The organism is Phyllobacterium sp. P5_D12, assembly GCF_054049495.1.
Genome location: NZ_JBFUMG010000284.1, coordinates 1 through 5,649, shown reverse-complemented (window position 1 = coordinate 5,649; position 5,649 = coordinate 1). Strand labels below are relative to the sequence as shown.

The following is a 5,649-nucleotide window of genomic DNA, read 5'->3' as shown; positions in this document are numbered from 1 at the left end:
ATGGTGAGACGGGAGATATGACTCTTGCGAGCGAGTATCTGGCGATCGACAATCCAGGATATCTGGCGATTGATGAAAAGCGCAAGCGGCTCTACGCCGCTGCGGAAGTTCCGGCGTGGAACGAGAATCTCGCCGCAGCCTTCGACATCGATCCCTCGACCGGTGCGCTGTCCTATATCAATATGCAATCGACGTTGGGTAACACTACCTGTCATCTCGGTTTCGACCAGACCCGCGAAATGATCTTCGCATCGAACTACACGGTCGCTGAATTGGGCGCGCGGCCGGGTAATGCGATTACTGCCTTTGCGCTACGAGCCGACGGCGGGTTGGAGCCTGCCTTTGCCGCTGCGATCCATGAGGGCCAAAACGCTATCCTGCCGACCGACAAGCGTCAGCATGGCCATTGTACGGTTGCAAGCCCCGATAATAGGACCGTCTTCGTCTGCGATCTCGGACTCGACCGGATTATGGCCTATAGGCTGCCGAAGAAAGGCGAAGACCTCTCCCTCGCTGCAACCCCATTTACGCAAATGCCAGAAGGGGCCGGCCCACGCCACATGATTTTTCACCCCAACGGCAAAATTGCCTATGTCATCAATGAGTTGAATAGCACCGTTTCAGTTCTGGATTACAATCCGGACAACGCCGCACTCACCGTGATCCAGACATTGCCGGCACTGCCGGAGGGCTTCACCGGAACCAATACCTGCGCGGAAATCGCCGTAAGCCCCGACGGCCGGTTCCTTTATGGATCCAACCGAGGTCACAACAGCATTGTCAGCTATGCTATCACAGCTTCGGGTGAAATTGCCTTGATCGGCTGGACACCGTCGCAAGGGATTGGTCCGCGCAATTTCGCAATTGACCCGTCCGGCAAGTTCATGCTGGTCGCCAATCAGAAAGGCGGCGGTATCGCCATTTTCAAACGCGATATTCATACGGGAGCGCTTGAGGACACCGGCAAACGCGTTGCGCTGGAGACGCCCATGCGCATCGTATTCGGTACATTCCACTAAAGGAGCCGCGATGTCGCGCATTGCCTATGTAAACGGTCAATATGTCCAGCATTCTGAAGCTGGTATCCACATCGAGGACCGCGGCTATCAGTTCGCTGATGGCGTCTATGAAGTCTGCGAGATAGCACGCGGTAATATCATGGACATGACCCGCCACCTGGACAGGTTGAATCGTTCGCTTTCTGAATTGAAGATTTCCTGGCCAATGGCTCGTAAGGCACTCCAGGTCATTCTCAAGGAAGTCGTCCGACGGAACCGGGTTCACGACGGTCTCGTCTATTTGCAGGTCACACGCGGGGTTGCCAGGCGCGATCACGTGTTTCCGTCACCAGATACGCCGCCGGCCATTGTCGTCACCGCGAAGCGTACCAGCCCTGCCGCATCGGCCGCTCGGGCAGCCAAGGGCATCAAGGTGATAACCACGCCAGAAAACCGTTGGGATCGTGTCGACATCAAGTCCATTGGTTTGTTGCCAAATGTGCTGGCCCGCCAGCAGGCGAAGGACCAGGGTGCCCAGGAAGCATGGTTCATCGATAGGGATGGTATCGTGAAGGAGGGCGCTGCGACGAATGCCYGGATCGTTACCAAGGATGGTGTTCTGGTCACGCGTCCGGCCGAAAGCGGAATTTTGCGCGGTATTACTCGTACCACCATTTTCGACGTGGCAAAAAAGTTGGGGCTGAAGATCGAAGAGAGGGGCTTTTCTGTCGATGAAGCAAAGAAGGCCAAGGAAGTTTTCATGACCGCTGCGTCAACAGTTGTCATGCCAATCGTTGCGATTGACGGCGAATCGGTAGCAAATGGCCATCCTGGAACAACTACACTTTCCTTGCGGGAAGCGTTTTTTGACATTGCGGAAAAAACGCCATCCTGTTAACCGGAGAGTGAGGGGACTAACAGAGCGCTATTTTTCACCTCCTGCTGGAGCAAAGAAAGTTTGCTTCCGCCGCAGAATTTTGTATGAGACACGTTTGCTGATCGCATAAAAGGACAAAAACAATGGCTGAACGATCGCAGAATCTTCAGGACCTTTTTCTGAATTCAGTCAGAAAACAGAAGATTTCTCTGACAATATTCCTCATTAATGGTGTAAAACTGACTGGAATTGTTACATCTTTCGACAACTTCTGCGTTCTTTTGCGCCGCGACGGCCATTCACAGCTCGTCTATAAACATGCTATATCGACCATCATGCCGAGCCAGCCCGTGCAGATGTTCGAAGTTGAAGAGAGCGACTGAGACCACATTTGACCAAGGACTTTACGCGCAACGCACGGAAAACTGGTGGGATTGCTGAAAACGGCGAAACCGCCAGGGAAGCTACGCGTGCGGTTGTCATCGTGCCAATTTTGCCACAACACTTCAGTAATAGTGGCAATGGTGAGACCAATCGGTCCCAATTCCAGCATGAGTTCCAGCGCAGCGATGAAGCGAGGCTCGAAGAAGCCGAGGGGCTCGCGCGCGCCATCGACCTCGACATCGTCCATTCCGATATCGTGCAGGTTTCTGCGCCGCGCCCGGCCACATTGCTCGGTACCGGCAAGGTAGGGGCAATTGGCGAGATCATTGAGGCTTCGCATGCGGAACTGGTGATCGTTGACCATTCATTGACACCGGTGCAGCAGCGCAATCTCGAAAAAGAATGGAATGCCAAGGTCCTTGACCGGACTGGGCTTATTCTCGAAATCTTCGGCCGCCGCGCTCAAACAAAAGAAGGCGCGCTGCAGGTCGAACTGGCTCACCTGACCTATCAGAAGGGCCGTCTCGTTCGTAGTTGGACCCACTTGGAGCGTCAGCGCGGTGGTGGCGGCTTCCTTGGTGGTCCTGGTGAAACGCAGATCGAGGCCGACAGACGCGCCCTGCAGGAAAAGATCCTGCGCATCAAGCGGGAGCTTGAGACGGTCGTTCGCACGCGTACGCTGCATCGAGCCAAACGCAAGAAGGTGCCGCATCCGGTTGTTGCCCTTGTTGGCTATACCAACGCCGGAAAATCCACGCTGTTCAATCGCCTGACCGGAGCAGGGGTCGTTGCCGAAGACATGCTCTTCGCCACGCTGGATCCGACGCTGCGGCGCATCAAGCTCGAACATGGCGAAACGATCATTCTCTCGGATACGGTTGGTTTCATTTCCAACCTGCCGACCCATCTGGTCGCCGCCTTCCGCGCGACACTGGAAGAGGTGGTCGAGGCGGATCTTATCCTGCATGTGCGCGATATTTCCGATCCGGACACCGCAGCACAGGCGGAAGACGTTCATGCAATCATGACGAGCCTCGGCATCGAGCGCGGCGATACGAAGCGCATTATCGAAGTCTGGAACAAGATCGATCTGCTTGACGAGGCTGGCCGCGAGGCGGCGCAGCGCTTGAGCGCCGCGGCAGTTGGCAACGAACATCCGATCCCGGTCTCGGCGATCACGGGTGAGGGCGTGGACGCCCTGCTCAAGGAGATCGAGGACCGGATCGCCGGCAAGCTCATGAAGGTCAAGGTCACATTGCAGCACAATCAGATGCGCCTCATGGACTGGATTTATCAGCACTCCAGCAATGTGAAGCGCAAGGATCTCGACGACGGCTCAATCGCCTTGACAATGGATATGACGGTCAATTCGCAGGCAATGCTCGACGAGAAGATGTTGAGCAGGAATAACAGGTAAGCGAATTATTTTGCAATCTTTTGGCTAGCTGCCGCAGCTTCATTTCCACAACGCGCACTGATTTCATGGCGCGCCGGGGCGAGGGCAGCCAAAACTGCCCCCGCTGACAGGCTATGCCCCTTATTTTATGAACTGGATGGTGTTGTCAGCGGTTTTTGTGGGCGCGGTTTTGCTGGCGACCAGATCTTCGGCAGGCTTGTCAACATCCAGCGACCATATCCGAACGATACCCGCATTCATCTCATCGAGAATGTTCGGGATGCCCGATGTGATCGATCCAGCTGGGCCAACAAACGCATCTGTCTGATCGACCGCGATACTACCCTTTTCCTGATTGCCTGAATCCAGTGGGTCCAAGTCTTCGTAGCTCATCGTCCCCAATCTTTTTCCGATGCCCTTGGTCCAGTTCAGTTTCCAGACTTGGGTCTTACCGGTCGTGCCACTATACCCTTCATTGCGAATTGCATACTGAATGAAAGGTGTCGTCGCATAATTGTCGATGTCCAAATGCATACCTGCGGCAATCAGGAAATCCAGTTTGAACTCCTGTTCATCGAGTTGCTTGAAGCGGACCGGATCCTGCTGGAGACTTGCCTCCGAATAATCCAGACAGATATCGACGCCGAAGGGCAAATCCTCAACGATCCGGTTGTTGAATTTGCTGGAGAGCGGTTTGTCGTTTATATCGAATGATTGCGCCTGCGATGAGGAGACATGTTCGATCAAAACCCTAAGTCCGCTCTTTTCGCTAAGCAGACAATTCATAGTCGGGTTGTCCAGACCTGGATGAGCAGGATTCGGCATCAATTTGTTGCCATCATCGCAGCTATTCCGTTTAACAAACTCATCGATGTAGTCAATCGACGATACCGCCCGTTTGGGCCATATCATATAGGCGGGGCGGGGATATTTGCTGTCGTTGAGTGGCAAATTGTGCGTACATACAAGGTGATTGGACGCGTTATAGACAATGGTTCCATCTGCCCCAACCAGCCTACCGTCGGCACGCCTGGCATCGGGGTTTGGCTTCAGCATGGCTGTCGTGCCTGGCAGCAGCACGATCTGCCCGTATTTCTCCATGGGAAATTTCGAGATCAAAGTCCGGACGTTGCGCGTTACTGTGTTGAGACAGAGATTTGCCGCCACCTGCAATTCCGCTTCATTCACAAAGTCGCCAAACGGTACGTTCCAATAGAATTCCGGCGCAGTGAGGAAACTGACATCAAATTCCTTAGGCGAATGCTTTTGAAAGGCCGTCACCATTGCCCGGTATAGCAGCGCAAAACGATTATCCAGGGCGCGCTTCAGATATGTCTCGATGCTTTCAATGTGGATGGTATCCGGTATCGAAATGCTACCAAGTCCTAATGCCGATTCGCCCAGTTTGGCGACTTCCTTGGCCAATGCAGCTTTTAGAGGATTGTCCACTTTGACCGAACCCGGCGTTCCCTCCTCCACGGTACGACGCGTGGAAACCTGAGTAAACGCATTATACTGCAGGCTGTAAATACCAACTTTCTTGGGCTTGGAGGGGGCAGGCGCTTTGTCCGGCACGTGGGTGACCTCGACCGAGCCGGTCGTCAGCGTGTCCAGTTTATTCTCCGGCAATTTCACCGGATCAGTTGTACTGAAGGGCGGAATTCTAAGGTTCAGGCGCCTGGTTATCTCTGCTTCAATCGTCTGTTCTTGTTCGGGCGTAAATGTGAATGTGTCGCCAACCAGCGCACTGCTGCTGTCGTCACATCCGCCCAGCATCGCCAGCAGCGGCGCTGTCGGCAAATAGGCGCAGGCCTTCAAAATTCTCCGTCGCATCGGGGAGGGCTGATCGGTATCGCAAGCCGACTGACGGCCCGTTTCAAAAATGTCTTTCATTATGAACTCCAGATCAAAATTGCTGAAATATTGGTCGTAGCGTTTTGTGGTTTAATCGAACCACACGCTTTCTGAGCAAGTAACGTGCCAAGTGAAAATAC

Annotated in this window: 5 protein-coding genes; 4 read left to right on the top strand and 1 reads right to left on the bottom strand. The window is 54.0% G+C overall.

Features of this window, described 5'->3' with window-relative positions:
* From ACXJ5O_RS17175 to hflX, 4 genes are all read left to right on the top strand, one after another.
* Positions 1-1,019: lactonase family protein (locus ACXJ5O_RS17175; protein WP_457300942.1), on the top strand; the 1,019-nt coding region annotated here is incomplete at its 5' end.
* A gap of 10 nt (positions 1,020-1,029) precedes the next feature.
* Positions 1,030-1,896, top strand: a complete 867-nt coding sequence (locus tag ACXJ5O_RS17170; protein WP_457300941.1) for a D-amino-acid transaminase — start codon at positions 1,030-1,032, stop codon at positions 1,894-1,896.
* Positions 1,897-2,018: 122 nt separating this feature from the next.
* Positions 2,019-2,258, top strand: a complete 240-nt coding sequence (gene hfq, locus ACXJ5O_RS17165) for an RNA chaperone Hfq (protein WP_008129219.1) — start codon at positions 2,019-2,021, stop codon at positions 2,256-2,258.
* 8 nt (positions 2,259-2,266) lie between these two features.
* Positions 2,267-3,676, top strand: a complete 1,410-nt coding sequence (hflX, locus tag ACXJ5O_RS17160) for a GTPase HflX (RefSeq protein WP_457300940.1) — start codon at positions 2,267-2,269, stop codon at positions 3,674-3,676.
* 120 nt (positions 3,677-3,796) lie between these two features.
* Here hflX and ACXJ5O_RS17155 read toward each other — a convergent pair whose 3' ends face one another.
* The gene (locus ACXJ5O_RS17155) at positions 3,797-5,548 is read right to left on the bottom strand and encodes a hypothetical protein (RefSeq protein ID WP_457300939.1); all 1,752 of its coding nucleotides are present in this window, start codon (positions 5,546-5,548) and stop codon (positions 3,797-3,799) included.
* Between the last annotated feature and the right edge of the window lie 101 nt (positions 5,549-5,649).